This is a genomic window from Myxococcus sp. MH1 (genome assembly GCF_059738865.1).
In genome coordinates this window covers 10701003-10727922 of sequence record NZ_AP026947.1, presented here as the reverse complement: position 1 = coordinate 10727922, position 26920 = coordinate 10701003, and the positions used below count along the sequence as shown (strand labels likewise).

Sequence of the window (26920 nt, the reverse complement as noted above, 5' to 3'; positions counted from 1 at the left end):
GAGGAGCGCGCGAGCGTGAGCGAGCAGGACGAAGCGCAGCTGCGGCAGGCGGTCGCCGAGGGACTCCTCGCTCGCGACGAGGTGGAGGTGCTGCGCGCCGAGGCCGCGCGGCTGGGACAGCGCCCACTGGAGCTGCTCCGGGCGCGAGGCCGGCTCTCCGAGGACACGTATGCGTCGCTGGTGCGGCTGTGCGAGCCGGTGGAGTCGCGGGAGGGCGCGCTCGCGGCGCCGGGCGGGCGGGCCACGTCCGGGCTCGGGCGCGCCGGAGCGGACGGTGTGCCCTCGGCGATGAACGGGCGCGAGGCGGCGGTGGCCCCAGGGGCCTCCCCGGTTGCGTCCGTGACTCCCGCGCTCGAGCGTCGCGAGCCGTTGACGCCAGGGGCTCCCGTGGCGGTCGCTGTCGCTGTCGCGGCGGAGGTCGTCCACGTACGCCCCGGAGGCGCGCCGGCCGCTGACGACACGCTCAGCCTCCCAGGCGGGAGCCCGCCGGGTGCCTCGGACAGGCTCGGCGCGGAGGTGCCATCCGGGCGGGTGCCCGCCGACGCCGACGTCGACGTGCCCGCGTTCCCGGTGCCGGGCTGGGAGCGCTACTCCCCCGTGCGCTTCCTCGGCCAGGGCGGCATGGGCCGCGTGTTCCTCGCGTGGGACGCGCGGCTGCATCGTCACGTGGCGCTGAAGTTCGTGCGCGGGGACGAGCCGGAGCTCGCGCGTCGGTTCGTCGCGGAGGCCCGTGCGCAGGCGCGCGTCTCCCATCCCCGGGTCTGCGAGGTGTACGAGGTCGGCGAGGTCCAGGGGCGCGTCTACATCGCGATGCGCTACGTGGACGGGCTGCCGCTCCAGTCGCTGGTGGAGTCGCTCGGCGTCGAGCAGAAGGCCCGCGTCCTGCGCGACGCCGCCGAGGGGGTGCACGCCGCGCATCGCGCCGGGCTCATCCATCGCGACCTCAAGCCCGCCAACATCCTGGTCGAGCGCTCCGCCGACGGCGAGCTGTCCGTGTACGTCATGGACTTCGGGCTCGCGCGCGACTGGAAGGAGAGCGCCACCGCGACGGGCACCGTGCTCGGCACGCCGCACTTCATGTCGCCCGAGCAGGCCCGAGGGGAGGTCACCCGGCTGGACCGCCGCGCGGACGTGTACGGCCTGGGCGCCACGCTCTACGCGCTGTTGACGGGGCGCGCGCCCATCCCGGGTGAGAACGGGCTGGAGGTGCTCGGCAACATCGCCACCGTGGAGCCGCGTCCTCCGCGGGCCCTGGACGCGGACATCCCCGTGGACCTGGAGGCCATCACCCTCAAGAGCCTGGAGAAGGACCGTTCCGCGCGGTACGGCTCGGCGCGTGAGCTGGCGGAGGACCTGTCCCGCTTCCTCGATGGCGCGCCCGTGCTCGCGCGCACCGGTCCGGGCTACCGCGCGCGCAAGTGGCTGCGCAGGCACCGTCGCTCCGTGGCATTGGGGACGGGGGCGCTCGTCGTGGTGTCGCTCGCGCTGGGGCAGGGGGTGCTCGCCCGTCGCGAGGTCTCCCAGCGAGAGGCCCTGGCCCGCCGGTTCACGGAGCAGGTGGAGCGCATCGAGGCCCAGGTCCGTTACACGGGCATCGCTCCCGCGCACGACACGCGCGCGGACCGCGAGGCCCTGCGCCAGCGCATGCGTGAGCTGGAGGCCGCGATGCGCGAGGCGGGGCCCATGGCGGATGGCCCCGGACACTATGCGCTGGGGCGCGCACACCTCGCGCTCGGGGACGACCTGCTCGCGCACCATCACCTGGATGCGGCGTGGCGGGCGGGCAACACCGAGCCGCGCGTGGCGTACTCGCTGGCCCTGGTCCTGAGCCACCTGTACCAGCGCGCGCGACTGGACGCCGAGCGGACCCGGGACGAGACGACCCGCGCGAAGCGGCTCCACGACGCCACCCGTCGCTTCGGTGAGACGGCGCGCGACTTCCTGCGCCGGAGCGAAGGGGCCCAGGTTCCCTCTCCGGAGTACGTGGCCGCGCTGCTCGCGTTCCTGGAGAACCGCCTCGACGAGGCGCTGGCGAAGCTGGAGGCGCCGGGCTCGCGACCGCCCTGGTTCCACGAGGCCCCGTTGCTGCGCGGGGACATCCTGGTGACGCGGGCCGCGAGTCGCTGGAACACGGGACAGCGGGAGGGCGCGCTCGCGGACCTGGAGGAGGCACGGCGCGCCTATGCGCACGCGGCGGACATCGGTCGCAGCGTGCCCGCCGTGGCGCTCGCGCGGGCGCGCCTGGAGGGCTGGGCGCTGTTGCTCGCGCTGTATGGCCAGGGCGAGGTGGCGCCTCACTACGAGCGGGGCATGGCGGCGGTGTCCCAGGCGCTGTTGCTCGCGCCGGACGACGCGGAGGCCCATGAGCTGGAGGCGGGCTTCCACCGGCGCCTCGCCGAGCATCACGCCCGGCGGGGCGGTGAGGTGGAGCCGCTGCTGGACAAGGCCCTGACCTCGGCGCGTCGGGCGATGGCGCTGTCGCCGCTGCGACTCCAGGGCTTGCATGAGCTGGCCCTGGTGCACTGGCAGCGGGCCCGGCTGCGGCAGGAGAAGGGGCTGGACCCTCGGGACTCCCTGCGCGAGGCCGTCGCCGCCTTCGACCGCGCGAGCCCCGAGACGTGGGACTACGACTTCCACGCCGACCATGGGCAGGTGTTCCGCGTGTGGGCGGACCACGAGGACGGCGTGGGGGGCGACTCGCTGCCCTATCGGCAGCGGGCCATCGACTCGCACGAGCGCGCGGTCGCGTTGGACGCGAAGCGGCCCGAGGCGTGGATCAACCTGGGGACCGAGTACCTCGCGCGCGCCACGAATCCCCGGGCGCCGAGCCCCGTGGAGGACCTGGACAGGGCCGCCTCCGCCCTGGAGCGCGCGCGGACCCTCAACCCCGCGCACGTGGTGCCCTGGTTCTACGAGGGCGAGGTGCACCTGGCGCGGGCCACGAGGCAGCGCGACTCGGGCGCGGACGTGAGGCCGACGTTGCTGCGGGCCCGTGAGGCGTATCTGCGCGGCGTGGCCATCAACCCGAGGCTGCCTCCGCTGCACAACGGCCTGGGCACGGTGGGGTTCGAGCAGGCCAAGGACACGTGGGAGCGCGGGGGCGACCCGGAGCCGTCGCTGCGCGAGGCCCTGAAGTCGTTCGAGCAGGCCATCGCGCTGGCGCCGGCCCAGGGCTACGGACAGAACAACGTGGGCGAGGTCCACGCGTGGCGCGCGCGGATGCGAGTGCTGGAGGGGCGCTCTCCCGAGGCCGAGGTGAAGGCGGCGCGCGTCGCGCTGAAGGACGCGCTGGAGAAGGTGCCGGACCTGGCCCCGCCGTGGATGAACCTGGGCACGGCGCTCCTGGCGGAGGCCGAGTGGAGGCGCGCGCGGCGACAGCCGGTGGAGCCGGTGCTGACGGAGGCCGTCCAGGCCCTGCGTCGCGCGCTGACGCTGAATCCGAAGCAGGCCCAGGCGTGGCGGGAGCTGGGCGAGGCGCTGGCCCTCGAGGCGCTCGCGAAGGGAGACGCGGAGTCGCTCACGCAGGTCGAGCATGCGTTCGAACAGGCCCTCGCGTTGGAGCCCACCCAGCCCGAGCACCGCCTGGCCTTCGCGCGCTTCTGTCTGTCATGGGGACAGCGGCCCGGTGCGAGTGACGCCAGGCGGCTGGAGCGTGGGCGGGTGCTCACGCAGGAGGTCCTCGCGGCGAGGCCCACGTGGCCACGAGCGCGGGCCTTGCGCGCCGGGTTGCTCCTGGCCTCGACGGAGACAGGGAGCACCCATTCAGAGGCGCGCGAGCTGTTGTCCCGCGCGCTCGGCGACAATCCGCACCTCACGCGCGCGTGGAGTCCGCTGCTCTCCGTGGCGGAGTCGCGGTGAGGGGGCGCTTCAGTCGGATTCCCCGGTGGGCTCGGGCACCTTGGTGACGACATCGAGGTTGCCGCGGATGGTCTGGTCATCCGTGACGCAGTCGGAGTCCTTGCAGCCCTGCGCGCAGTGGTCGTCCTTGTCGTCACAGATGCTCAGGCAGTACTCGCCCGAGGGCAGGTTGGGGTCGGACCATGCGCCCTTGCTCCGCAGCTTCGTCAGGGCGACGACGCCCCCATCCGCGGTCGAGCGCACGTCGCGCAGGTCGATGCACAGGTCCTTGTCCAGGTCGGAGGTGATTTCGAGTCCCTGACCGGAGCACAGCGTCCAGCCCTTCGCGCCGGGCTTCGGGTCGAACCGCTTCCCCACGCTCCCGGTCTCCACGGCGATGCCCAGACAGCCCGAGTCTCCCGCCAGACACGGGTCCACCGCGCAGCCTCCATCGGTCTGCTGCAAGCGGGGCAGGCCGTCCTCCTGTGCTTGCCGTGGGTTCGACTCCGGCGCGCCGACTGTCTCACGCGTCCGTGACGCGCACGCCGCCCAGCCCGCAACGAGCAACACTCCCAGGACCCAGCTTCCGTTCCTCACGTTCCCTCCCATCGACACATGTCGCGATGCACGCGGAGACAGCATGCACCGTGCCACGCGGGAGCGTGTGTCACTCCCCGCGCGGTGTCAGGCCCAGCTCCTTCATGCGCCGGCCCAGCGCCTTGCGAGACACCTCCAGCGCTCGGGCCATCGCGTCCAAATCACCGCCGTGTGCCTCGTAGGCCTGGGCAATCTCGTCCGAGCGCAGGTCGCCCGCGGTGCGCAGGTTCGGGCTCTTGTCGATGAGGTCGTAGAGCGACGGCCGGGGAATGCCCAGCGCCTCGGCGGTGGCCTTCAGGTCCCACGCATGCTCGCGCAGCGCGGCCAGCAGTTCCTGCTCCGTCACCTGTGAGGCCTTGCGACGTGGTGTCGCCGGGGCCCGAAGCTCCGCGACGGGCTCGGGCGAAGACACCGAGGCCCCGGGGGTCGAGGCCGCGGCCACCTCCAGCTCGTGCTCCAGTCGAGGCTCGGCCTGGAGCGTCGGCTCACCCCGGCTGCCGATGACGAGCTGCCGCGCGAGGTTGCGCAGCTGCCGGATGTTGCCCGGCCACGGGAAGCGCACCAGCCGGGTCGCCAGCGGCGCGGGCAGCCACGGCGCCGCGTACGCGTCCTCGTTGTCCAGCCGATGCGCCTCGCCCAGCGATGCCAGCTCCTCACGGGCGAAGTGGAAGAACAGCCGGCCCAAATCTTCGCGCCGCTCGCGCAGCGGAGGCACATGCACCTCGTAGCCCGCGAGCCGGTGCAGCAGCGGCGCCTTGAAGCGACCATCGCGGATGCGCTCGTCCAGGTCCGCATCCGTGGCGGCGAGCAGTCGCACGTCCACGGCCACCGGCGTGGTGCCGCCGACGGGATACAGCTCGCCCGTCTCCAGCACGCGCAGCAGCATCACCTGGACCTCGGGCGGCGCCTCGCCCACCTCGTCGAGGAAGAGGGTGCCCCCATGCGCCGCGCGGAAGAAGCCCTCGCGGCTCTGCGCTGCGCCCGTGTACGCGCCCTTCTGCGTACCGAACAGCTCCGCCGCGGCCAGCTCCTTCGGGATGGCGCCCAGGTTGACGCTGAGGAAGCGGCTGTCGCGTCGTCGGCTGCGCTGATGGATGGCCTGGGCCACGCGCTCCTTGCCCGTCCCCGTCTCGCCGCGGATGAGCACGGGCACATCCAGGTCCGCCACGCGCTCGATGTGTCGACGCAGCCGGCGCACTCCGGTGCTCTCGCCCACCATGCCGAGCGTGTCCACCGTGGCCGAGTCCTCCGCCGCGTCCATGAGGTGCAGCAGCACCACCACGCGCCCGCCCAGCTCGAGCGGCACACCCTGGAGGAGCTCCGCCTCCGACAGCTCCCAGGTGCCCTCCAGCGCCGAGCCGGCGATGACCACGCGCTCGCCACCGGCCGTGCACGTCAGCCGCACGCTCCCCGGCTTCGAGCCCGGGGCGAACGTCAACGGCTTGCGACTGATGAACGGGTCGTTCAGCGGCTGTCCCAGCGCGGACCCGGGACGCGTGAAGTCCGGCGCGTTGCGAGACAGCGCCACCTCGCGTCCCGCCACGAGCGCATCCAGTCGGAGCCGCTCTCCGACGCGCGCGGGCACGGGATGGGAGACGAGCGTCAGCGCGGGCACGAGGCGAGGCCCCTGCGGACCTCCACCGCGTTGGGGCATGGCGGCGGTGGACACATCGGCGAGCGTCGGAGACATGGTGGCCGGGGCCTCATGCTAGCCGAGTCGGGAGCATGAGGCCCTCGGGCCCGCCCGCACGCCTCAGCCCGCGCTGACGAACCAGGACGCGGAGATGTTCCAGCCGCTCAGCGAGCCGCTCTCGTTCGCGACCAGCCCGGGCGTCGTCGGCCAGCTGAAGCTGTTGGGGCCCACCGAGGGGATGTCCCAGTTGAGCGTGAAGGTGGCGTTGTTCACCGCGGACGCCTGGTACACCACATAGCCGGTGGAGGGGTTGCTGAAGTCACCGGGGCTGATGAAGCGGCCGGACTGTCCGGACGGGATGACGCTCGGGGGCGGCTGCGTCCACTGCTGGTTCGTGATGGACTTCACCAGCACCAGGTCGCCCGAGGTCTGGTTGACGATGGTGGCGGTGAGGCTCTCGGTGGACTCGGGGCCGGGCTTCGTCTGGGTCGGCTTCTCGACGCTCACTTCGGGCATGGCGCACTCCAATGGGAAGGGATGGGCCAGGGGCCTCGTGTGCCCCCGGTGCCTGCCCTCACTGCAGCGCGTGTGCCGCGCGCCCCGAGCCCGGTCCTCCGAGGGAGAACCCCGTCGACACAGCCTCCGACAGCCGGGTCGACACGGCTTCCGACACGTCGGAGCGCGAGCCCGACATGTCGACACGGGCGCGTGGGGCCTCAGCGCTTCGCGCGCGAGTCCAGCCAGGACACCAGCACGTCGGCGTGACAGGGGCCGGGCTTGCACCAGCAGCCCAGGCGCTTGCCGCGCAGGGCGAGCACGTCCTCGCGCCAGGCGGCGTCATGGCGGGAGCGCAGCTCCAGGTACCAGCGGAAGGACTCGAAGGCATCCACGTTGGGCCCCATGCGGCGGAGGGCCTCCTCGTGGATGCGCTGTGGCTCCGCGCCCGGCAGCCCGGCGACCCAGGGGGCGAAGTACTTCTTCCACAGGGCGCCCGGGGTGCCGACGCCACCGGGCTTGAAGGGGTTGCCGAAGCGACCGGGCACGGGGTTGGTGGGGCCAGGCTTCGCCCACGCGCGGAAGGCCCGGCCCACGTACACGTCGCAGCCGTCGTGGACATGGACCGCCTGGGTGCGCGCCCCGGTCATCGGCGGGTCCCCCGACTACTTCTTGCGCTTCTTGCCGGCGGACTGGGCAGCGGCGGCGGCCTCGGCGGCGGCCTGCTCGACGGCGGCCTTCAGGTCATCGCGCTCCTTGGTGACGCTGGCCACCTCGCCCTCCAGCTCGGTCACCTTGGTCTTCAGCGCCTCGTTCTCCGAGCGCAGCTCCTCCGTGGTCTTCTTCAGCACGTTCGTCTCGGCGCGCGCGCGGTTCAGCTCACGCGAGCCACCGCATCCGACGAGGGGAACCACCGCCAGCATCGCCACGGCCATCCAAGCCTTCATCTGAGTCTGCTCCTGTGGGGCCCCGGAAGGGGGAGGTCCGGGGCCCGGGTCATCCGGCACGGAAAGAGGGACGCACCGCGCCCGGGTCCTGCCGGCCGGTATCGGACCGGCGAGACTAGACAGTAAGGCCCACGAGAGGAAGCCACTGGAGGGTCGGGTGCGCCCACTCCCTCGGACGGGCGGGGATTCTCAAGCGGTGGAAGTCGGGACCTGGGCGGTGGAGTCCGGGACTTCGTGAATCCACACGGGCTCGAGGCCCCAGGTGAAGAGGGCGCGGTGTCGGGAGCGCACGGTGAAGCCCGGGGCCTCGATGGGGCGCGTCATCGTGAGGACGCGGGTGCCGGGGCGGCAGGTGCGCAGGCGGGCGACGAGTCGGGTGCGCGTCTGGGGGGACAGGGCCGTCCAGTTGACGAGGACATGGGTGGCCTCGCCCAGGTCGGCCAGGGCCGCGTCGCCCTGGCGCAGCACGGCGCCGGCCCGGGACAGGGGGCCGGAGGCGAGGGTGACGTGCTCCTCGAGCAGCTCGATGCCCGTGGCCCGGGCGCCCAGCCAGCGCGCGGCGAGCAGGGCCCGGCCGCGTCCGGCGCCCAGGTCCACCAGGTGGCCGTGGGCGGTGAGCCCGGCCCGCTGGAAGAGCGACAGGGCGGTGTGCACGGGCGTCTCGCCGTACATCAGCTCGTCGAAGCCCTGGCCGCTGGACTGGAGGAGGCGGACCACCTCGAAGGAGCGACGCGGCCGGTAGGGCGACACGAGCAGCTCGCGCAGCCACAGGGACAGCGCGGGGCCGAGCAGTCGTGGGCGCCACACGAGGACGGCCAGGTCCGCCGCCCGGTTCACCGCGTCCAGCCACAGGCTCCAGAGGCGCACGAGCAGGAGCCGGGGGAAGGACAGCCGGGGGGATGTCGTCGGGGTGGAGGCGTCCTCGGCCATGGCGCGTGAGGCGGAGGTTAGCCGAATCCGCGCGAGGGGCCGTGGGCGTCTGCGCGTCGAAGGCTCAGGGCGCGGGAGCCGGCGGCAGGTGCTCCGCACCGGGTTTAGAAATCGTTAGAGAAAGGGCTTTTGCCCAGGAAATCGTTAGGGCTTTGTAGAAATCGTTAGAAACGGCGCCTCGGCTTCAAAAATCGTTACGCGGCCGCGAGGGCACCCCATGACGAAGGACACGAACGCAGCCCTGGTGCGGGAGCTCACGGCCGTGCTCCCCGCTGATGCCCTCGTCACCGACGCGGACGTGCTGGAGGCGCACCGGCGTGATCAAGCCGAGTGGGCCCCCGCGGGCACCCCTGGCGTCCTCGTGCGCGCCACCTGCACGGAGGACGTGCGCGCGGTGCTCAAGGTCGCCTCGGCGCACAAGGTCCCGGTGGTGCCTCGGGGCGCGGGCTCCGGACTGTCCGGCGGCGCCAACGCGCTGGAGGGCTGCATCGTGCTGTCGCTGATGCGGATGAACCGGGTGCTGGAGGTCGACGCGAAGGGGATGCTCGCCGTCGTGCAGCCGGGCGTGCTGAACGCGGAGGTGAAGGCGGCCGCGACGGCGCACGGGCTCTGGTACGCGCCGGACCCGGCGAGCTGGGAGTTCTCCAGCCTGGGCGGCAACCTGGCCACCAACGCCGGCGGCCTGTGCTGCGTGAAGTACGGCGTCACCGGGGATGCGGTGCTGGGGCTGGAGGTCGTGCTCGCGGACGGCTCGGTGGTGCGCACCGGCGGGCGCACCGTGAAGAACGTCGCGGGCTACGATTTGACGCGGCTGTTCGTCGGCTCGGAGGGCACGCTCGGCGTCATCACCGAGGCGACGCTGCGCCTTCGCCCCAAGCCCCCCAGGGCGACGACGCTGGTCGCCACCTTCCCCACGCTCGCGGGCGCGGGCTCGGCCGTCACGGACATCATGGCGCGCACGCGCCCGTCCATGCTGGAGCTGATGGACCAGGCCACCTGCCGCGCCGTGGAGGCGTACAAACCCCTGGGCCTGGACGTGGACGCGGCCGCGTTCCTGCTGGCGCGCTCGGACGCGGGCGGCGACCAGGGCGTGGCGGAAATCGAGACCATGGCGGCCGTCTGCGAGGCCGCGGGCGCGACCTTCGTCACCCACTCCACCGATGAAGCGGAGGGCGAGCTGCTGCTCACCGCGCGCCGCCTCGCCTATCCCGCGCTCGAGCGACAAGGCGCCACGCTGCTCGACGACGTGGGCGTGCCCCTGTCCCGAATCCCCGAGCTGCTCGCCGCCGTGGAGCGCATCGCCGCCGAGCGCGGGGTGCTCGTGGGGACCTTCGGCCACGCGGGCGATGGGAACATGCACCCCACCGTCGTCTTCGACCGCCAGGACCCCGCGGCGCTCATCCGGGCACGCGGCGCGTTCGATGACATCCTCGCGGCCGCGCTGGACCTGGGCGGCACCATCACCGGCGAGCACGGCGTGGGGGCGCTGAAGCAGCCCTTCCTGGGGCGGCAGCTCGGCGAGGAGGGCCTGCGCCTGCACCACCGCCTCAAGGCCGCGATGGACCCCCTCGGCATCCTCAATCCGGGCAAGGTGCTCTGAGCCTCACCCCTCCCAGGGGCACGGATTCCCCTGGAATGACGAGGGCTTGCGGCCCACCGGGAGGAAATCACCGGGTATTTTCGGGGGCATGTCGAGAAGCTCTCCGCAGCTTCGACATAGGGGTGAACGCACCCCGATTCCGGGGCGCGGCCGACACGGAAAGAGGGAGCCACCCATGAAGTACATGCTGATGATGAACCACGCCGGTCAGGGCCCGTACGCGATGATGAACTGGCCGAAGGAGGACATCCGGGCGCACATCGCGTTCATGGTGTCGTTCGCGAAGAAGCTCTCCTCCGCGGGAGAGCTGCTGGCGGCCGAGGGGCTGGCCGGGCCGGACCAGGCGAAGCGCGTGAAGGCGGGGGCGGACGGCAAGCCCATCACCGACGGCGTCTTCCCCGAGTCGAAGGAGTTCCTGGTGGGCTACTGGCTGGTGGAGGTGGACAGCCCCGAGCGCGCCTATGCCATCGCCGCCGAGGCGTCCGCCGCGCCGGGCCTCGCGGGCAAGCCGATGAACATGGACATCGAGGTCCGGCAGGTGATGAGCGGTCCTCCTCCCGAGTTCCTGTGACGTGAAGTCCCAGGCCCGCCACCCCATCGAGTCCCTGCTGCGCGAGCACGCGCCCAGGGTGCTGGGCGCCATCCTCCGACGGTTCCGTGACTTCGGAGCCTCGGAGGACGCGGTCCAGGAGGCGCTGCTCGCGGCCGCGATGCAATGGCCTCAGGGCGGCGTGCCGGAGGACCCGCGCGCCTGGCTGATCCAGGTGGCCTCCCGGCGCATCACCGACCAGGTGCGCGCCGAGGCGGCCCGACGCCACCGGGAGGAGCTGGTGGTGAGCATGGTGCCGCCGGAGCTCCAGCTCGTCCTGCCCGTGATGGGGGACGAGTCCATGGGGCGCGACGACACGCTGGCGCTGCTCTTCATGTGCTGTCACCCGGCGCTGACGACGACCTCGGCGATTGCCCTCACGCTGCGCGCGGTGGGCGGCCTGACGACGGCGGAGATCGCCAGGGCGTTCCTCGTCCCCGAGGCGACGATGGCGCAGCGAATCAGCCGCGCCAAGCAGGGCATCCACACCTCCGGGGTGCCGTTCCAGAAGCCCACGCCGGAGGAGACCGCGCAGCGGCTGGGCGCGGTGTTGCACGTGCTCTACCTCATCTTCAACGAGGGGTATGCGGCGACCTCCGGGGCCCAGGTGCTGCGCACGGACCTGTCGGGCGAGGCCATCCGTCTGATACGGATGCTGCACACGGTGTTGCCGGAGGACGGCGAGGTGGCGGGGCTGCTCGCGCTGATGTTGCTGACGGATGCGCGGAGGGCCGCGAGGACGGGGCCCTCGGGAGAGCTGATTCCGCTCGACGCGCAGGACCGGGGACGCTGGGACGCGGCGATGATTGCCGAGGGCGTGGCGCTCATCTCGGCCACGCTGTCGAAGGGCTCGCTGGGGTTGTACCAGGTGCAGGCGGCCATCGCGGCGGTGCACGACGAGGCGGCGCGCGCCGAGGACACGGACTGGCCGCAGATTCTCGCGCTCTACGGCGTGTTGATGGGACTGACGGACAACCCGATGGTGGCGCTCAACCACTCCATCGCGACGGCGATGGTGCATGGGCCTCGCACGGGGCTGACATTGCTGGACGTGCTGGACAAGAGCGGGCGGCTCGGCGGGAACCACCGGCTGGACGCGGTCCGCGCGCACCTGCTGGAGCGCGCCGGTGAGCCCGCGAAGGCGGTGGTGCATTACCGCAAGGCCGCCGAGCGCACCACGAGCCTGCCGGAGCGCGACTATCTGCTGCTGCAGGCCGCGCGGTTGAGCGAGTCCGCGGGCCTGTAGTCGGACGTGCAGCGCATCGCCAAACTGCGCGGGCGACCCAGTCCCATGTCAGGCCTCGCGCCAACCCGTCGCATGGAGCGCAGGGTCGATGATGGAGGGCGACTCAGTGCGCGGGCGGTCCGGAGCGAGGTACCGCGAGTGCTTCATGGGTGACGAAGCTCGCCACTGACGAACGGGCCCTCCTCGGGGGCGAGTCGGCTCGGAGCGCGGCACCGCGAGAGCCTCGTTGGTGACGAAGCCGAACGTGCCCTCCACCCTCCGCGGCGCGTCGACTCCGAAGGTGACGCGCCTGAGGGGCCCTCGACGGGGTTCCTTCAGGACAGGAGCCTCCGTCTCTCGACGGCCTGCTCCGCGAGGGTCTCCCAGCGGCACGGTATTGCGCTCGTCGGCCGCCGCGCGACCTCACGTGCTCGCGCTGGATGCTGGCCGAGGAGGCCGCCGTCACCGTGTGCATCGTTGACGAGGGGAACAATACCGATGCACGCCAGGGCGAAGGACGGGCTCCAGGAAAGAGAGCACCGTCTTCGCCCCGGTGACACCCCGGGCGGACTACTTCGTCGTCGCGGCGCCGAGGGTCTCCAGCACCTTGCGCGCGTTGTCGTTCTTCGGGTTGAGCTCCAGCGACTTGCGGTAGCTCGCGGCGCCCTCGGCCTTGCGACCCGCGGCCACGTAGCCCTCACCCAGGCTGTCGTGCGCGTTGGCGTCCTGGGGGAAGAGCGCGACATTGGCCTCGAACAGCTTCAGCGCGTCGGCCTGCTGCCCCTCTCGCAAGAGCGAGTACCCCAGCTCGTTGAGAACGTCCGCGGACAGCTTCTCGTCCTGGGGCGCTTCCGCCTTGCGCGCCTTGAACCACGCGATGGCGTCCTCGACGCTCTTCGTGCGCACCAGCAGGTCCACCGTCACCGAGGGGTGCTCGGGCTCGACGGTGTAGCCCTTCCAGCCGTACACGGAGATGGCGCTGGCCATGATGCGCTCGAACAGTCGCGAGCCGTTGTCCGAGTTGGTCATGATGACCACGCCGCTACCGGACTCGGCGAAGGCCACGAGCAGGGCGCGGTAGCCCTCGTTCGCGCCGCCGTGGCCGAACCAGTCCTGCCCCGGGTTTCGCAAGAAGCCGATGCCGAAGGACTTCGACTCGGGCTGACGGGTGAGCATCTGCTTCGCCATGGCCTGCGACACCACGCGCTTCGACTGGCCCTTGGTGGCCTTGGACATCTCCAGCGCGGCGCGCGCCAGGTCCGACGGCGTCGTCCACAAGCCAGCGGGCGCCAGCTCCGGGTACACGTGCCAGCCTCCCTGGACGCGCTTGCCGTCGGGGGTGGTGCCGGTGGCGGCGCGCGAGGCGAGCGACGCGGGCAGGGGCTGCTCGAAGGTGCTGTCCTTCATCCCGAGCGGCGCGAGCACCGTCTCCTTCATGATTTGGGGGAACGGCTTCTTCAACTGGTCGACGAGCAACTGCTGGACGACGGTGGTGCCGCCGCCGCTGTAGCGGGTGAGCGTGCCAGGCACGGTGTTCACGCGCACGGCCGACGAATTGGCGGGCTTCTCCCCATCGAGAATCTGCTGCACCGTGGGCAGGGGCGCGTCGACGGCGTAGCCCGCGAAGCCATGCACGGTGGTGCCCGCGGTGTGAGAGAGCAGCCGGCGCAGGGTGACCTTCTGCTCCTTCGTGAAGTCGTTGTCGGGGAGCTTCCACGACACCAGCTTGTCGTTGACGTTCTCATCGAGCGACCACTTGTGCTTCTCGGCGTGGTGCATGGCGGCCATCGCCGTGACGGGCTTGCTGATGGACGCGGCCTGGAAGAGGGTGTCGACGGTGACGGGCTCATCTCCGCCCGCCTGCTTGACGCCATAGGCCTTGGTCCAGACGAGCTTGCCCTGGTCGAACACGGCGAGGCTCAGACCGGGGACCTTGTACAGCTCCATCCACTGCGGCAGCGACAGGTGCCGCGGCGTCTCACCGGGCAGCGCGATGGCGGGCAGGCCCTCCTCCACGCGGGCCACGCGCGCGGCCTCCGCGGGACGCGACAGCCACTGCGTCTGGGGTTTGGAGGGAGCCGCGCCGGTGAGCAGACCGAGCGCGAGCGTGCCCGAGAGGGACACGGCGGCGAGGCGGAGAGACGGAAGTCGGGACATGGATGGGGATTCCTGGGGGACTCGCGCGATAACCGGGTGGGTACGCACGGGGTTCCACATGATTGCCTCGACGAGCGCCGTGAGGAACTCCCGAATCCTCCGGGGAGCGTCGACCCTGGGTCGCCAGGCGACGCGCGTGGGGACACTCCCCGGGTTTCTTCACGACAGGGACCTTCAGTTGCGGGCGGCGGCGTGCTCCACGGCCCAGCTCAAGGCCTGGTCCGCGATGGCCTCCCAGCCGGGCTGGGCCACGGTGTAGTGCGAGCGGCCGGGCACCTCCACGTACTCCGTGACGGCGCTCGACTTCGCGTAGCGCTTCGCGTTCTCGCGCTGGATGCTGGCCGGGAGGATGACGTCCAGGTCACCCGAGAGGAACAGCAGCGGGGCGCGCGCGTCGTTGCGCAGATTCACCGTGACTTCCGAGCGCGGCGTCAGGTTCGCCAGCGCGCCCTGGAACAGCGCCCGGCCCGAGCCGGGGATGTACTGGGTGCGGTAGATTTCGTCCGACTCCTCCTGCGTCAGCGTGTTGGTGAAGGCGTAGTGGAACTGCTCGGGCGTCATGGGCGCGTGGCGCTTGACGTTGGCGGGGTTGAGGAGCGTCGACGCGGTCGACTTGATGGTGGTGAAGGGCAGCGTGTAGACGCCCTTCACGGGCGCCGAGTGGATGGCCACGCCCGCCGCGCCCACGCCCCGGTCCAACAGCAGCTGCACGAAGGCGCCGCCGAACGAGTGGCCCATGAGGATGGGCGGGGTGGGCAGCGCGCGGATGATGCGCTCGTAGTGGTCGACGATGTCCTTCACGCCCAGGTTGTTGAGCGGCGTCGGGTCCTTCTGCAGCGCCTCGACTCCGCCCTCCAGCCCCGGCCACGTCGGGGCGATGACGCGGTAGCCGGCCTTCTCGTAGCGCTGAATCCAGCCCTGCCAGCTGCGCGGCGTCATCCACATGCCGTGGATGAGGACGATGGTATCCGGCTGGCCCTGGGTCTGCTGAACGGTGGCGCTCATGACGTGCTCCCTCTTGGTTCACCGCGTCGGCGCGGTGTGCGGCGTTGACGAGGGGAACAGTACGGATTCGGGTCGGGGCGAAAAACGGGCTCCTGGGAAGAGCACTGTTTCCGTTCTGGAAACAATCCGGAGGGGCTGCTTCGTGGCGGTGCCGAGCGTCTTCAGCATCGCGCGCGGGGTCGTTCTTCGGTCTCGAGGCCCGCACGATGGCTGCGCGGGCTGCTGCGCCTCGTGGAAAGCCACGATACGCAACGACCGTTCGACGCGAGGTCCTGTCTCGCGGGCAACTAAATCGGGCTCGGCGAGCGTCCCTAGGAACTCCGGAATTCGTAGGAACGAGAATCGGTAGACGGTCTCGATTCGCGAAAAGGGGTGACTGATGGGCGGCACGACGTCGATTCGGGGTGGCTCTTCGACAGGTTCGTCCTCGGGGGCATCTGGAGCGGACGCGGCACGACGCGCCGAGGAAGCCCGGCAGCGGGCCGAGGCTGCGCGCAAGGCGGCGGAAGCTGCGCGCAAGGCGGCGGAGGCAGCCCGCAGGGCCGCGGAGGCGGCGCGGCTCGCGCAGGAGAAGGCTCGCGCGGAAGCGGCGAAGGCGAAGCAGCAGGCCCAGCAGCCTGGGCAGACGCCCGAGGAGCAGAAGGCCTCTCGCAAGGAGGCCGAGGCGGCGGCCAAGGCCCAGAAGGCGGCCGAGCAGCGCGCATCCAAAACCGAGGAGGCGCTGCGGGCCGCGGAGGAGAAGGCGGCGCGGACGGCCCGGCAGGCGCAGGGCGCCATGGGTCAGGCGAACGTGCTGGCGACGCAGCAGGGGCTGGCGCAGCCGTTCGACGACAAGAGCGTCAACGGCGTGAAGCCGAGGGCCGCCACGTCGGACGTGTCGTCGTTCGACGCCGCGCCGCGCAAGGAGGGCATGGACAAGCTGTTGGGCAACGTGCCCTCGCCGACGGGGAGCGCGGAGGGCTCCACGCTGCTGACGGAGGACGCGAAGGACGGGAAGGTCAACTGCCTGGATGTGGCGGCGGACTGGGTGGACAAGGCATCGCCGGAGCTGCGTGCGCGCTCGGAGATGGTGTTCCTGCAGGACCAGCGGCCGGGGGCCGAGGGGCAGACGGGACACGTGGTGGTGCGCCAGGGCGAGCAGGTGTTGGACCCGACGACGAACCAGTCGTACGAGTCCATGGAGGCGTACAAGAAGGCGCAGCCGCAGTACCAGGAGGTGGGCAGCGTGCCGGCGACGGACGCCCAGCGCATCTTCGACACGCCGCCGGGCTCGCCCGAGCGCGCCGCGGAGCTGGAGAAGGCGAAGCTGTCGCCCGAGCTGCGGAACATGATGGTGGCGGACGCGAGCCCGGCCGAGCAGCAGGCGTGGGACCGCTACGACGCGCACGTGAAGGCGGGGCCGCCCAAGGATTTGCCGCAGAACATGGGGCTGAGGCAGGAGCTCCTCGAGGCCCATGCCGCCAAGACGAAGGAGCTGGCGGACGCGGCGAACAAGGCGTCCGTGGAGCGGCTGCGCACCGAGCTGGGCTCGACGCCCGAGGGCAAGAAGGCGCTGGAGGACCTGGACGCGCGCGGCGTCGGCATCCACGTGGTGGACGACGCGTCGTACGCGCGGCTGCCGGGCGCGGGGACGGACGGGCACGCGTTGCCGGGCAACGGCGACATCACGTTGAGTCGCAAGGGCGCGACGGTGGACGTGCTCCAGCGCGAGGCGCAGCGCTCGGCGGAGACGCAGCAGCTGAAGCTGCCGACGACGCCGGAGGACGGCGAGCGGTTGGCGGTGTCGGTGTCGGAGACGTTGAAGGCGAACCCGCGTCAGCCGGTGGAGTTCGAGGACGGGGGCATCCACGTCGTCGCGATGAGGAACCCGAAGGCGTCGCTGGTGGAGAACGGGGGCAGTGTGGCGGACGTGCTCGGGCTCTCGCCGTCGTTCACCGAGGAGGCGCAGGCGGCGGGGAAGCAGCCGGGCAGTGACACCATCGTCAACACGAGCTTCTACGACTTCGCCGCGTGGGGGACGAACCCGGTGGGGCAGGTGGTGAAGAACGGCGAGGTGATTGCGGGAAATTCGGATCCGGACCGCTTCTACGCGGCGTGGACGGACTCGGGCATGAAGTTCGGGCAGGGGGATCCGCCGAAGGACGCGAACCTGGCGTTTGGTGGCGCGGTGCCGGTCATCATCGACGGCACGCCGTACGGCGTGGGCAATCAGTACAAGCCGGGCACGGACGCGGCGGCGCCGGACAAGGGAGACCCCGGGGCGTTCGCGGGGGACCTGACGCAGCGGAACAACGAGAGCTTCCGTGCGCAGGAGGAGCGGGGCAAGGAGGTTGGCAAGGTCATCGTCGGCTACGACCGGGACACGGGCACGACGTACGTGGTGGCGCAGGAGGACGGCTCCAAGCCGGGCAAGACGCTCTCGGAGATTCGCGACGCGCTGGTGAAGCTCGGCGTGGATGACGCGGTGTCGTTCGACGGCTCGGACTCGGCGACGCTCGTGCGCGACGACCAGGTGAAGGTGGAGCCGGGCTGGGCGAAGAACCAGACCATCCCCTACGGCCTGCGGCTCAGCCTGGGGGAGTGACGTGACGTGCTCGAGGCGGCGCGTGGGTGGCGCGCCGCTTCGAGAGGCCATGTGGATGATGCGCCCGTCACGCCGAGGCTCGGATTCTCGGCGCTGACGGGTTTCGTGTTCATCCGGGATGGGATGTCGCGTCCACGTCCTGGGATGCCTGCTCGAAACAGTGGAAGGTTCGTGTGCGGACACCGGCCTCTCGGGTGGGCGGTCATCCGTGCGGGTGTGACGCCGTGGGCCTCGTTCGTGCAATCGCCGGCTTCGCTTTGGCCGAGGTGCCAGAGCTGTCTAGATTCATTCCGGCGGCGGGGAGGAGTGACACGGGGTCGACGTGGCACCGGGCATGACTCCCTTCACGCGAGGGAGGAGATGCATGCTTGAAACAGAAGTGACGCCTGCTTGCCTGAATTCGCGGCGAGTCCTCCACGGGCTTCATCCTGGAGGCCTGCCATGAGCCTGCTCCATGAAATCAAGCTGAAGGGGGCCGCGGTCCATCCGGAGCGAATCTCGGCGCCGTTGTTCCAGGACCTGCTGCACATCTTCGTGGAGGGCGCGCAGCGGGCCCTCCGCTTTCGCATTGAGGGACGCAGCACCGCTCGCGGAGGCATGCCCTCGTGGCTCAGGTCCGCCGCGCAGTTCGACCTGCTGCTGGAGCCGCAGTCCGAGGCCGGTGTCTTCAAGGTGGAGTCGAGGCCCCTGAGGCAGGTGCTCCCAGGACATCTGCGCTCGAGCGAGGCCTTGTCCGACGTGGGCGCGGAGGGGAGCGCGGTCGACTTGTTCGAGGCGGGGCTCGAGGATGCGCTCGCGGGCGTTGCGGACAGCGACAGGTTCGATGAGGGGCTGGTGGAGACCTTCAGTGCGTTCTCCAGGCTCCTCGACCAGGGCGTGGAGGGCATCGAGGTCGTCAACGGGCACACGTTCCACATCGACGCGGAGGGCGTGGAGCGTGTGGTGAGGTTGCGTCGGCAGACGCCTCCGCCCCGGGCCATCCGCATCGCGGGAAAGCTGGATGCCATCCGGCACAGCGACCGCTTCTTCACCCTGGTTCTGGAGGACGGTGCCGCGCTTCGAGGGGTCTGGGAGCGTCTGGAGTCCGACAGGGTGACGGCCTCGTTTGGTCAGAACGTCATCGTGTCGGGCGTGGCCGTGTTCCGTCCCTCCGGCTCGGTGTTGCGCATCGAGGCGGAGCACCTCGAGCCCTCGTCCGCGCAGCAGGCGGCGCTCTGGTCGGTGCTCCCAAGGCCGTTGTTCACTCCGATGGACCCGCGCGCGTTGAGGCAATCGCAGGATGAGCGCTCGGGCCTCCGCGCGATTTTCGGCCAATGGCCCGGTGAGGAGACGGAGCAGGAGCTGTCCGCCGCCCTGCGGGAGTTCTCGTGAGCGGGCTGGTGCTCCTCGATACGAACATCCTGGTGCACCTGTTGAGGGCCTCCTCGCTCGGCAAGCGGGTGGCGGAGGTCCATGGCTTGCTGAGCAAGGGCCACCGTCCGCTCGTCTCCGTCGTCACGGTGGGCGAGCTGCTGGCCTTCGCGAAGAAGCGAGCCTGGGGAGCGCAGAAGGTCTCGAAGCTTCACGAGCTGCTTCGGCAGCTCGTGGTGGTGGACATCCACCTGGACGCGGTGCTCGAGCGGTACGCGACCTTCGATGTCTTCTGTGGGTCGAAGGGACGAGTGCTCGGCAAGAACGACTTGTGGATCGCCGCCACCGCCTCGGCGGTCAGCGCGTTGCTGCTGACCACCGACAAGGACTTCGACCTGCTGCACTCCGAGAGCCTGCTGGCACGTTCCTGGTTCGACCCGGTACCTGCCGGCGAGGCGTCCAGCGGTGGGTGAGGGGGGCGGGGGGCACGTGCACGCTGCGCCGGTGCTCACGCCCTCGGAGCCACCTCGTACCTCGTCCGTTTGAGGGCCGCGGGTTACTTCGGAGTGGCCCCGTTGAGGACCTCTTCCCATCCATCCAGTGCGTCGTGGATTTGTGTGATGGTGGTGGGGGTCTTTGCCTTCATCGAGAGGTCGTGGATCCGGACCAACAGGTCCTCGAGGAGCTTGGGATACTCGCGCTTCGAGGCGCGCTCCAGGTAAACCGCCTTGAGGTGGATGAGGCGACGGGCGAGCCCTTCATCGTCCGGAGTCAGCGCTGGGGTGGTGAGCATCGCCAGGAATTGGGGCCCTGGTGCGCGGAGCGCCGCCTGGGGGGTCGGGGAGGGTGCGGCGGTCTGGGGCGGTGGGCCGTCCAGGTTGGGTTTCGTGGTGGTGTCGGATGCGGACCCGGCGGCTTGGAATGTGGGCAGGTCCTTGCTCAGCGCGGACAGCGCGGTGCTCACCTTCGTCACCTCGGACCGGGTTTTCGCGCTGAGTGCGCGCGCATGGAGGCTTTCGAGCTGCTGTTCGAACTCGGTGGAGCGCGTGCTCCCCGAGGTCTGCTTCAGGTAGCGCTCCTCGAGTTGATAGACGCGCTGGAGCAGCGTCGCATCCAGAGGCGCCTTGGCGTTCTGGGCGAGGAATGCCTGGGGGTGGCGACTCATGACCGCGGGCACGGCGCCCTGCCGCTTGTTCGAACTCGCGGGAACCGCCGCGGCTCGCTTGGGAGGGCCGGACTTGGCCTGCTTCTCCGTCGTCGTCACGCTCTCCGTGAGGGCCGAGACGCGGGCCTGTTCGGTCGGAGCGCCTTGCTCTGTCTTCTCCGTGGCCGGGGCGTGCTTCGAGAGGGTCGAAGGAGGTGGTGGTTCGGGAGACGCCTCTGAACGTGCCACCTGGGGGGCCCCTGTTCGGACTGTCCCCGCTGGGTCGGGCATTGCCTGGGGCGTCTCGGTCCGAGCGGAGGGCGGAGGGCGGTGCTCGGCGGCTTGGGGCTCTCGAGCCGGAATCTGAGATGCGGTCGCCGTACTCGTCGTGCTGGATTGGCGTGAGCCCAGGAAGAAACTGCCCAGGGCGACGCTGGTGATGAGCGCTCCACCAACGGCCCAGGTTGAGCCTCGACTCCAGCGTACTCCGGGCAGCATGGGGCGGACCTGGGACGCGGTGGTCTTCGTCCTGCTCTCCGGGACGGGGAGTTGCGCGGGGAGCGGGACGGTGGCGGGGGCCGAGAGGACGGTGGGCGGAATCCGCTTCAACGCCTGTCGCACGGCCTCGGCGGACTCGGGCCGGAGCGCGGGGTCCTTGGCGAGCAGGTGGAGGATGAGCGTGTCGAACTCGGCGGGGAGCCCGGGGACACGGGAAGAGGGGAGGGGTGGAGGCTGCTCGATGTGAGCGAAGAGGACCTGGAGCTGTTCGCCCTTGAAGGGGCGCTCACCCGTCAGCATGTGGAAGGCCATCACGCCGGTGGCATAGAGGTCCGTGGCGAAGCTGACGGTGTTCCCGCGGACCTGCTCGGGGGCCATGTACTCGGGCGTCCCCAGGATGGTGCCATCGACGGTGGTGGGCCCGTCGGCGCTGCGCATCAACTTGGCGATGCCAAAGTCGACGAGCTTGACGGTGCGGGTGCCATCCAGGCCCTGGGCGAGGAAGACGTTGCCGGGCTTGAGGTCTCGGTGCACGACGCCCGCCTCGTGGGCCGCGCCGAGCGCCGACAGCATCTGGTCGAGAATCCAGACGGTGGTGTTCGGGTCGAGTCGGGTGTTCTGCTGGAGCAACGCCGCGAGGGACTGGCCCCGGAGCAGCTCCATGATGATGTAGGGCCGACCGTCCGGCAGGGTGCCGAAGCCGAAGATGTCGATGATGCCCGGGTGGCGGATGGCATTGACCGAGCGGGCCTCGATGAGCAGACGTTCCACCTGCTGCTGGGTGACGTTCTCCGCGCGGAGCACCTTGATGGCGACCTGTTTGCCTATCAGCGGATGGACGGCGCGATAGACGACGCCCATCCCTCCCTCGCCGATGCGCTCCTCGATGACGAAGTCATTGACCTGCGTCGAGACCAGCGAGTCCCTTCCCCGTGGCGCTCGTTCCCCTCGCGTCTTCTCGTTCGTACTCATGGCCTGACATTGAGCGTAGCCAGGGACTGTCAGGCCATTCAAAGACCGACAGGGAGGCCTTACCCACGCAATGTCAGGTGTTGGCCACCCGAGGGTGGCCATGGGTTCGCCAGCCCTACTCCGGCTTCCCGCCTGTCCGCTTCCACAGCTCGCGCGCCAGAATCGTGGCGAAGCGAGAGTCATTCAGGATGTACCGGCGCCACAGGCGCTTGGGCTCATTGGCCAGGCGGTACAGCCACTCGAAGCCCGCCTTGGCAATCCACTGAGGGGCGCGCTTCGCCGTGCCCGCGATGAAGTCGAACCCCGCCCCCACGCCAATCGCCACCGTGGGGCCCAGCTTCTGCGACACCTGCGAAATCCACACCTCCTGCTTCGGGCTGCCCAGCGCCACGAAGAGCAGGTGCGGGTCCTTCTCCCGGATGCTCGCGACAATCGGGTCGTTCTGCGCGTCCCCCGCGTCCGTGCGCACCATCGGCGAATCCCACCCCACCACCTCCACCCCGAACTTCTCCCCCACGATTCGCGCCACCTTCTCCGCCACCCCCGGGCCCGCGCCCAACAGGTACACCCGCCACTCGCGCTCCGCCCCCAGCTTCATCAGCGGCAGAATCAGGTCCGAACCCGCGATGCGCTCGGGCAACGCCACGTCCAGCGCCTTCGACGCCCAGACGATGGGCATCCCATCCACCACCGAAATCGCCGCGCGCGAGTACGCCTCGCGGAACTGCGCGTTGTCCTCCGCCAGCACCACGTGGTCCACGTTGGCCGTGAACACGTAGCCACCCTGGCGTGAGTCCACCAGCCGTCCAATCTCCAGCACCGCCTCCTCGAAGGTGAGCTGGTCGATGGCCAGCTGGCCGATGCTCAGCCGAGGGTGGCCCGTGGTGAACGGCGTCGTCTGCTTCGTGTCCGGAGTCGCGGTACTCATGGCTTCTTCACCGTCAAATCAAGCACTGTCATCGAGTAGGGCGGCAGCCGCTGCGTCAGCCCCGCCGCCGTATGGTTTCCCGCCGGCTGCTGCAGGAACCCGCCCGGCGCGCCCGAGTACCCCAGCACGCGCACGTTCTCGAGCGTCCCACAGCCGTTCAGCTTCACCCGCGCCTGCGCCGCCTGGTCCGGGTCGAAGTTCAGCACCACCGCCACCACCTTGGTGCCGTCCTTGTTGCGCGAGGCGAACACGCTCGTGCCCTCCTCCGCCTTCGCCGGCACCCAGACGTCCTGGAAGCGGCCTCCCCGCCCGTCGAAGTCCCTGAACGCGCGGAACGCCCAGAACACCGGGCTGCCGTTCGTCGGGTACTGCCAGAAGTAGGCGGAGTAGATGTTCTCCTGCGCGAAGCGGCCCAGCGCCTCGGCCTGCGCCAGGCCTCCGCTCATGTGGCCGAACGCGCCGAAGTTGTACTCACCAATCGAGATGCGCCGGCCCGGGTAGTTCTGCGCAATCCACTCCTTCATGCGCGGGAGCAGCCGCACCGGCTCGCCAATCCACGACTCGTCCTTGTACGTCGGGTCCCACAAGGCGCGCGTGGAGCGGATGCGCCGCGCGTTCGTCTCCGGGTCCGTGTTCCCCTCCAACCCCACGCCCACGTTCGTCTGCGGGTAGAAGTGCAGGTCCACCACGTCCAGGATGCGCACGCCCGTCTTCTTCTCGTGCTCGCGCAGCTGCCGCAGGTACCAGGGCAGCAGCGGCACGTCCCCATGCGCGCGGCGGTCCGAGTGCGGCGCCTTGCCCGGCGCGAAGTCCGCGGCGGACCAGAGGTAGTTCGTCCAGCCCCACTCGGCGGGGCCCGCGATGAGCGCGTCCGGGTCCGCCTTCCGCACCGCGGTGCCGTACGCAATCGTGCGCGACAACAGCCCGTCGTACGTCAACGGCTCCGGGAACACATCCCGGTGCGTCGAGTTCCAGAGCATGGGCTCGTTGTCGAGGATGTACATGTGCACGCTGCGCTCGCCGCGAGCCGCATCTCGCTCGCGGATGGCGCGCACCCACTCGGCGACGAACTCGGGGGAGGCCTCGGTGCTCGTCTGCGACGGAGGCCCGGGCTTGAGCGGCGTGCCGTCGCGCGTGACGCCGTTGCCGGAGCCGTTGTCCTCGCCGCGCTGCGGGCCGAAGGTCGCCACCGGGAAGCCCACCGAGCGCGTGTCCTTGGCCACCCACCCGAGCAGCGGCACGGTGAGCGCGGAGCTCATCCCGTTCTTCCGGTTGGACTCGAGGAAGTCCGTGTAGCTCAGGCCGATGTCCACGTTCTGGAAGAACCAGTCGTTGGCCGTGTTCCACGCGCCGCCCAGCTTCCAGTTGTAGCGGGAGGTGGGGTTGCCGCCCCAGCGTCGCGTCGTCGCGCCCAGCTTGTACTGGTGCTGGTCCTTCTTCTCGCGAAGGCCGTCCAGCGCGATGCCGTAGATGAGCGGGCTGATGTCATGCCCGGGCGCCGTGCAGTCGATGGTCATCGACGTGTCGCGCCCGCTGCCCTTGCCCGTGCGGCCTCCACCGGCGGCCAGCGCGGCGGCCACGTCCGGCGGCAGCGGCACCAGCGCCACCTTGTCGAGCAGCACCCAGTCGCGCCCCACGTCCTTCGACGCGCGCAGCACCACGCGGTCGAACGCCTCCCCCTTGGGGTTGAGCAGCTCCATGGGGATGACGATGTCGGCCCACTCGCCGTCCTTGCGCACCTGCAGGTCCGCCGTCACGGGCACGCGCGGGAAGGACACCGCGCCGGGCGTGTCCAGCCGCACCTCCAGGAACTCGCCGTAGGCCTCCGGCGCGCTCAGGCGCAGGGACAGCGCCCCGAAGCTGCCCGACAGCTTGGGCTGATAGAGAATCCAGCCGCCGTAGTTGAACAGGCGCATCCGCGCCGGAGCGCCCTTGGGCAATTCGCGCGGCGCCCAGCCGATGTCCTTCCACCCGGCACCGAGGCCGCCGTCGTAGAGGACCACCGGCGCGGTGCTCGCCGCCTCGACGGCCGCGGGCTTCGTCTCGCCCGGCTTCGCGGCGTCACCCACCGCGGGCTTCACCTCGCCGGAGGGCTCACCGCCGCGCGCCAGCGCCACCGAGCCACCGGCGACCGCCAGCGTGCAGACCACCACGGCGGCGCCCGCCTTGCTCCGCGCACCCTTCACACCTGCCTCCATGGACTCAACTCCCCCGGGCCTGGGGGCCCTCACAGCACCACGTCGTCCGTGTCCTTGCGCGGGAAGATGCGCGCGGGAATCCCCACGGCCACGCTGTCCGGCGGCACGTCCTGCAGCACCACGGCGTTGGCGCCGATGCGCGAGCGCGCGCCGACGCGCACCGGCCCCAGGATGCGAGCGCCGGCCCCAATCCACACGTCATCCTCGATGACGGGGTAGCCGTTGTCCTTGGCGGTGCCCACGGTGTTGTTGCCGTAGAAGCGCACGCGGTCGCCGATGCGCGCGTCCCCGCCGATGACGATGCCCAGGCTGTGCACGAAGTACACGCCCTTGCCCAGCGTCACGTCCTTGCCGATCTCGATGCCCAGCACCGCCGTCTGCGCCACGCGCAGCACGTGGTTGACCAGGGGGATGTGGTAGTCGAGCGCGGCCTCGCGGGCGCGGTTGAGCGCGGTGATGCGGTACGAGTCGCTGGTGAGCACCACCTTGGCGACGGACTTCGCGTCGGTGTGTCCATTGGCGGCGCGGGCCAGCTCCATCGCATCGGAGACCAGCGCGCCAATCATCGAGCGCTTCGACTTCAGGAAGTTCATCGGTTCCCCCCGCCCTGGAGGTAGCGGACCACCTCACGGGCGATACCCGTCCAGCCGCCGGCCTCGTTGCGAGCGCCGCGCAGATACTCCATGCCGTACACCACCGACGTGCCCGCGAACGCGGCCTTCTCCAGGCCCAGCCTGTCCGCGGCCTTCGCGGCGCTCATCACCGCGCCCGTCAGCACGCGCGTGGCCTCGGGCGCGACGACGGTGGCCGCGAGCAGCGGGCGCGCCAGGGGGTTGGTCTCGAAGAGCAGCCGCCACGGATTGACGCCGCGCACGTCCGGGTGCTTGCGCGCCACGTGCGTGTCGAACATGCCGTAGCGGTTCGCGCGCTTGAGCCAGCGCTCGAAGGACACGTGGTCGCTGCCGTGCAGCACGTGCGCGTCGCTGGCGAACACGAACGCGCAGCCCGCCTTCTCCAGCCGCACGCCCAATTCCACGTCCTCGGACTGGCCCAGCGACTTGTCGAAGCCGCCCACGCCCACGTAGTCCTCGCGGTGGAAGGACACGTTGCCCGTGTACAGGTGGTTGCCGTGCGCGCGCGCGCCGGGGGTGGACAGCTCCTCCGCCATGCGGTGGTTGAGGTACGCGTACCAGCGCTCGAACAGCGGCATGTCTCCGATGGACGGGTCCGGACGGATGCGGCCCAGCACCACGTGCCGCGAGCCCTCCGGGTGGTGCGCCAGGTGCCGCTCGAGGAAGTCCTTCTCCACCTGCATGTCGTCGTCGGTGACGAGGACGATGTCCCCCCGCGCCGCGAGCACGCCCCGGTGTCGCGCCGCCGCCGCGCCCGCGTTGGCCTGCACCTCCACGCGCAGGGCGTAGGGGAGGCTCTCGCCGAGCGCGTCGAGCGGAGCCTTCACCGGCTCCTTGGAGCCGTCATCGACGACGACGACCTCGTAGCGCTCGGGCGGGAGCGTCTGCTGGGCGAGCTGCCCGAGCAGCCGGGTGATGAGGGGCAGTCGGTTGTAGGTGGCGACGACGACGCTGAGGCGGGGCGTGGAGGCGTCCGAGGGCGTCATGGCTTCTTCTTCTTGCGGGAGAAAAGACCCCGGCCCTTCTTCTGCCGGGGGAAGGTGACGCTGCCCACGAAGCGCTCCGGGCCGATGAACTCCATCGTCTTGCGCGCCGAGCCGAAGTCCGTCTCCCCCAGGGTGACGCACAAGAGGACGCCGTCGGCGGCGAGCGCCACGGGGAGGCTGGCGGGGCGGGTGAGGACGGAGTCGATGACGGCGACCACGCGCTCGCCCCGGGCCACGCGCTCGCGCAGCTCCAGCACCCGGCGGGGGGCCTCGGCGGGGGACAGGCCGATGGCGTCATCCAGGTGGATCTTCTGCGTGGCCGCGTAGGGCGCGCCGGCCTCCAGGATGGCGGTGGCGGCCTCCAGCGCGGGGGCACCCGGGTGCGCGGGGACCACGGTGAGGAAGCTCCAGCCGGTGCGCTCCAGGGCGAACCACAGCCGCTGCAGTGCCGGTGAGGGCACGGTGCTGTCGGGAACCTCGGCGTCCGAGGTGGAGGGCGGTGCGCTGGAATCGGCCATGGAGCGCCGCCCGGTATAGCCCAACGCACGGTGTCGACCCAATGACCTGGCGGGCGGGCGGGGGAGCGGGTGCCCTGCGACCTGCCCCAATGAGT

21 protein-coding genes are annotated in these 26920 nt (G+C 70.8%); 7 read left to right on the top strand and 14 right to left on the bottom strand.

What is annotated here, in order from left to right; translation table 11 throughout:
* The first annotated feature begins 15 nt into the window (after window positions 1-15).
* On the top strand, window positions 16-3858 hold the full coding sequence (locus AC6JA9_RS42595; protein ID WP_497958872.1) for a protein kinase domain-containing protein: 3843 nt from the start codon (window positions 16-18) through the stop codon (window positions 3856-3858).
* A gap of 9 nt (window positions 3859-3867) precedes the next feature.
* On the opposite strand, the gene AC6JA9_RS42590 is transcribed toward AC6JA9_RS42595, so the two are convergent.
* The 6 genes from AC6JA9_RS42590 to AC6JA9_RS42565 all read right to left on the bottom strand — a co-directional run bounded on the left by AC6JA9_RS42590 (window position 3868) and on the right by AC6JA9_RS42565 (window position 8439).
* A complete protein-coding gene (locus AC6JA9_RS42590) occupies window positions 3868-4302 on the bottom strand; it encodes a hypothetical protein (RefSeq protein WP_497958871.1) in 435 nt (144 codons plus the stop codon).
* A 202-nt stretch (window positions 4303-4504) separates the two neighbouring features.
* The gene (locus AC6JA9_RS42585) at window positions 4505-6124 is read right to left on the bottom strand and encodes a sigma 54-interacting transcriptional regulator (RefSeq protein ID WP_497958870.1); all 1620 of its coding nucleotides are present in this window, start codon (window positions 6122-6124) and stop codon (window positions 4505-4507) included.
* A 63-nt stretch (window positions 6125-6187) separates the two neighbouring features.
* Window positions 6188-6583, bottom strand: a complete 396-nt coding sequence (locus AC6JA9_RS42580) for a hypothetical protein (RefSeq protein ID WP_223750932.1) — start codon at window positions 6581-6583, stop codon at window positions 6188-6190.
* 200 nt (window positions 6584-6783) lie between these two features.
* Entirely contained in the window at window positions 6784-7212 is a 429-nt protein-coding gene (locus tag AC6JA9_RS42575) for a DUF4326 domain-containing protein (protein WP_223750933.1), read from the bottom strand.
* 15 nt (window positions 7213-7227) lie between these two features.
* A complete protein-coding gene (locus tag AC6JA9_RS42570; RefSeq protein ID WP_141325103.1) occupies window positions 7228-7509 on the bottom strand; it encodes a hypothetical protein in 282 nt (93 codons plus the stop codon).
* Window positions 7510-7698: 189 nt separating this feature from the next.
* Window positions 7699-8439, bottom strand: a complete 741-nt coding sequence (locus tag AC6JA9_RS42565) for an SAM-dependent methyltransferase (RefSeq protein ID WP_223784186.1) — start codon at window positions 8437-8439, stop codon at window positions 7699-7701.
* Window positions 8440-8656: 217 nt separating this feature from the next.
* On the opposite strand from AC6JA9_RS42565, the gene AC6JA9_RS42560 reads away from it, so the two are divergent.
* From AC6JA9_RS42560 to AC6JA9_RS42550, 3 genes are all read left to right on the top strand, one after another.
* Window positions 8657-10039 (top strand): FAD-binding oxidoreductase, encoded by a 1383-nt coding sequence (locus AC6JA9_RS42560; RefSeq protein WP_408888589.1) that lies wholly within the window; start codon window positions 8657-8659, stop codon window positions 10037-10039.
* Between the two features lie 175 nt (window positions 10040-10214).
* Window positions 10215-10610: a YciI family protein gene (locus AC6JA9_RS42555; RefSeq protein ID WP_223750936.1), complete on the top strand. Its 396-nt coding sequence runs from the start codon at window positions 10215-10217 to the stop codon at window positions 10608-10610.
* Window position 10611: 1 nt separating this feature from the next.
* On the top strand, window positions 10612-11874 hold the full coding sequence (locus tag AC6JA9_RS42550; protein WP_497958869.1) for an RNA polymerase sigma factor: 1263 nt from the start codon (window positions 10612-10614) through the stop codon (window positions 11872-11874).
* A 549-nt stretch (window positions 11875-12423) separates the two neighbouring features.
* Here AC6JA9_RS42550 and AC6JA9_RS42545 read toward each other — a convergent pair.
* Both AC6JA9_RS42545 and AC6JA9_RS42540 read right to left on the bottom strand, forming a co-directional pair.
* The gene (locus AC6JA9_RS42545) at window positions 12424-14010 is read right to left on the bottom strand and encodes a serine hydrolase domain-containing protein (protein ID WP_497958868.1); all 1587 of its coding nucleotides are present in this window, start codon (window positions 14008-14010) and stop codon (window positions 12424-12426) included.
* Between the two features lie 174 nt (window positions 14011-14184).
* Window positions 14185-15015, bottom strand: a complete 831-nt coding sequence (locus tag AC6JA9_RS42540; protein WP_426748695.1) for an alpha/beta hydrolase — start codon at window positions 15013-15015, stop codon at window positions 14185-14187.
* A 379-nt stretch (window positions 15016-15394) separates the two neighbouring features.
* On the opposite strand from AC6JA9_RS42540, the gene AC6JA9_RS42535 reads away from it, so the two are divergent.
* The 3 genes from AC6JA9_RS42535 (at window position 15395) to AC6JA9_RS42525 (ending at window position 19422) form a co-directional block, all read left to right on the top strand.
* Window positions 15395-17599 carry a phosphodiester glycosidase family protein gene (locus tag AC6JA9_RS42535; protein ID WP_497958867.1) on the top strand — a complete coding sequence of 735 codons (2205 nt, stop codon included), beginning with the start codon at window positions 15395-15397 and terminating at the stop codon, window positions 17597-17599.
* 441 nt (window positions 17600-18040) lie between these two features.
* Window positions 18041-18970 carry a hypothetical protein gene (locus AC6JA9_RS42530; RefSeq protein WP_223784180.1) on the top strand — a complete coding sequence of 310 codons (930 nt, stop codon included), beginning with the start codon at window positions 18041-18043 and terminating at the stop codon, window positions 18968-18970.
* Window positions 18967-19422 carry a type II toxin-antitoxin system VapC family toxin gene (locus AC6JA9_RS42525; RefSeq protein WP_248543731.1) on the top strand — a complete coding sequence of 152 codons (456 nt, stop codon included), beginning with the start codon at window positions 18967-18969 and terminating at the stop codon, window positions 19420-19422. The genes AC6JA9_RS42530 and AC6JA9_RS42525 overlap by 4 nt, the downstream gene beginning before the upstream one ends.
* 83 nt (window positions 19423-19505) lie before the next feature.
* Here the strand turns inward: AC6JA9_RS42525 and AC6JA9_RS42520 are convergent, their stop codons facing one another.
* From AC6JA9_RS42520 to AC6JA9_RS42495, 6 genes are all read right to left on the bottom strand, one after another.
* The gene (locus tag AC6JA9_RS42520; RefSeq protein WP_223750943.1) at window positions 19506-21563 is read right to left on the bottom strand and encodes a serine/threonine-protein kinase; all 2058 of its coding nucleotides are present in this window, start codon (window positions 21561-21563) and stop codon (window positions 19506-19508) included.
* A gap of 115 nt (window positions 21564-21678) precedes the next feature.
* Entirely contained in the window at window positions 21679-22491 is an 813-nt protein-coding gene (epsA, locus tag AC6JA9_RS42515; RefSeq protein ID WP_497958866.1) for an exopolysaccharide biosynthesis glycosyltransferase EpsA, read from the bottom strand.
* Window positions 22488-24689: a GH44 family glycoside hydrolase EpsB gene (gene epsB, locus AC6JA9_RS42510; protein ID WP_223750945.1), complete on the bottom strand. Its 2202-nt coding sequence runs from the start codon at window positions 24687-24689 to the stop codon at window positions 22488-22490. The genes epsA and epsB overlap by 4 nt, the downstream gene beginning before the upstream one ends.
* Window positions 24690-24718: 29 nt before the next feature.
* Window positions 24719-25282, bottom strand: coding sequence for a serine O-acetyltransferase EpsC (gene epsC / locus AC6JA9_RS42505; RefSeq protein ID WP_223750946.1), 564 nt, complete (start codon window positions 25280-25282; stop codon window positions 24719-24721).
* The gene (epsD, locus tag AC6JA9_RS42500) at window positions 25279-26307 is read right to left on the bottom strand and encodes an exopolysaccharide biosynthesis glycosyltransferase EpsD (RefSeq protein ID WP_267698601.1); all 1029 of its coding nucleotides are present in this window, start codon (window positions 26305-26307) and stop codon (window positions 25279-25281) included. The genes epsC and epsD overlap by 4 nt, the downstream gene beginning before the upstream one ends.
* Window positions 26304-26825 (bottom strand): hypothetical protein, encoded by a 522-nt coding sequence (locus tag AC6JA9_RS42495; RefSeq protein WP_223750948.1) that lies wholly within the window; start codon window positions 26823-26825, stop codon window positions 26304-26306. Before AC6JA9_RS42495 ends, epsD begins: the two co-directional genes overlap by 4 nt.
* Window positions 26826-26920 lie beyond the last annotated feature (95 nt).

Coding starts and splice junctions, on each gene's coding strand:
- AC6JA9_RS42585 (WP_497958870.1), bottom strand. CDS start 6,124: ATGTCTCCGACGCTCGCCGATGTGTCCACCGCCGCCATGCCCCAACGC.
- AC6JA9_RS42580 (WP_223750932.1), bottom strand. CDS start 6,583: ATGCCCGAAGTGAGCGTCGAGAAGCCGACCCAGACGAAGCCCGGCCCC.
- AC6JA9_RS42575 (WP_223750933.1), bottom strand. CDS start 7,212: ATGACCGGGGCGCGCACCCAGGCGGTCCATGTCCACGACGGCTGCGAC.
- AC6JA9_RS42570 (WP_141325103.1), bottom strand. CDS start 7,509: ATGAAGGCTTGGATGGCCGTGGCGATGCTGGCGGTGGTTCCCCTCGTC.
- AC6JA9_RS42565 (WP_223784186.1), bottom strand. CDS start 8,439: ATGGCCGAGGACGCCTCCACCCCGACGACATCCCCCCGGCTGTCCTTC.
- AC6JA9_RS42560 (WP_408888589.1), top strand. CDS start 8,657: ATGACGAAGGACACGAACGCAGCCCTGGTGCGGGAGCTCACGGCCGTG.
- AC6JA9_RS42555 (WP_223750936.1), top strand. CDS start 10,215: ATGAAGTACATGCTGATGATGAACCACGCCGGTCAGGGCCCGTACGCG.
- AC6JA9_RS42545 (WP_497958868.1), bottom strand. CDS start 14,010: ATGTCCCGACTTCCGTCTCTCCGCCTCGCCGCCGTGTCCCTCTCGGGC.
- AC6JA9_RS42540 (WP_426748695.1), bottom strand. CDS start 15,015: ATGAGCGCCACCGTTCAGCAGACCCAGGGCCAGCCGGATACCATCGTC.
- AC6JA9_RS42535 (WP_497958867.1), top strand. CDS start 15,395: ATGGGCGGCACGACGTCGATTCGGGGTGGCTCTTCGACAGGTTCGTCC.
- AC6JA9_RS42530 (WP_223784180.1), top strand. CDS start 18,041: ATGAGCCTGCTCCATGAAATCAAGCTGAAGGGGGCCGCGGTCCATCCG.
- AC6JA9_RS42520 (WP_223750943.1), bottom strand. CDS start 21,563: ATGAGTACGAACGAGAAGACGCGAGGGGAACGAGCGCCACGGGGAAGG.
- epsA (WP_497958866.1), bottom strand. CDS start 22,491: ATGAGTACCGCGACTCCGGACACGAAGCAGACGACGCCGTTCACCACG.
- epsB (WP_223750945.1), bottom strand. CDS start 24,689: ATGGAGGCAGGTGTGAAGGGTGCGCGGAGCAAGGCGGGCGCCGCCGTG.
- epsC (WP_223750946.1), bottom strand. CDS start 25,282: ATGAACTTCCTGAAGTCGAAGCGCTCGATGATTGGCGCGCTGGTCTCC.
- epsD (WP_267698601.1), bottom strand. CDS start 26,307: ATGACGCCCTCGGACGCCTCCACGCCCCGCCTCAGCGTCGTCGTCGCC.
- AC6JA9_RS42495 (WP_223750948.1), bottom strand. CDS start 26,825: ATGGCCGATTCCAGCGCACCGCCCTCCACCTCGGACGCCGAGGTTCCC.